Source organism: Rhodococcus sp. HM1 (genome assembly GCF_023218075.1).
In the GTDB taxonomy this organism is placed as follows: Bacteria; Actinomycetota; Actinomycetes; order Mycobacteriales; family Mycobacteriaceae; genus Rhodococcus.
Map to the genome: position 1 here is coordinate 1 of NZ_JALPTB010000181.1, position 1055 is coordinate 1055.

At 69.2% G+C, this 1055-nt stretch carries 1 protein-coding gene; it reads right to left on the bottom strand.

Annotation, left to right across the window (positions count from 1 at the left end; genetic code table 11):
• Nucleotides 1–1054 (bottom strand): amino acid adenylation domain-containing protein (locus tag M1M07_RS32300; protein WP_308200893.1); only part of this gene is annotated, 1054 nt, incomplete at its 3' end.
• Nucleotide 1055 lies beyond the last annotated feature (1 nt).

The window sequence follows — 1055 nt, forward strand, 5'->3', positions numbered from 1 at the left end:
ACGGCAACCACCGCACCAGATCCCCCGTCCGATACAACCGCCCACCGGGGGTGAACGGATCGGCGACGAACCGCGACGCCGTCAGGCTCGCCCGCGCGTGATAGCCCCGCGCCAGCTGCACCCCACCCAGATACAACTCACCCACCACCCCGACCGGCACCGGACGCAACCACCCGTCCAACACCACCACCGACGTATTGGCCACCGGCAACCCGATCGGCACCGACGACCCCGCCGACCGCACCCCGGCCCGCCACGACGTCACCTCCACCGCAGCCTCCGCCGGACCATAGGTGTTCCACACCGGCACCGACCACAACGCCGACACCCGATCGACCACCGACCAGGTCAACTCCTCACCACCGGCCGACAGATACCGCAACCGCGACCCCGCCAGCGACACCCCCGACTCCACCATCGCCGACATCACCGTCGGCACCAACTCCACGAACACCGCCCCCGACTCGACGATCCGCCGACCCAGATACTCCAGATCCCGCTCACCACCCTCACGGATCAACTCGCACCGCGCCCCCACCAACACCGGCCACAACACCTCCGGCACCGCCGGATCGAAACTCGGCGACGTCTTCTGCAACACCACCTCACCGACCCCCACCGGGAACTCCGACTGCCGCCACCGCACCAGATTCACGATCGCCTCGTGCGAGACCACGATCCCCTTCGGCCGCCCCGTCGACCCGGACGTATAGATCACATACGCCGCCGACCCCGGCACCACCGACAACCCCGCCGCCGGCACCCCCGACCCCGACGCCCGCGACCACTCCGGCGCATCCACCAACACCACCGACGCCCCCGACGCCGACAACACCGACGAAAAACGCTCCGCCACAGCCGAAGACGTCACCACGACCACCGGATCGGCATCCGAGACCATGAACTCCACCCGCTCGACCGGATACCCCACATCCACCGGAACGAACGCACCACCGGCACACACCACCGCCCAGGACGCCACCACCGACTCCACCGACCGCGGCAACAACACCACCACCCGCGACTCGGCCGACACCCCCCTCGACGCCAACACC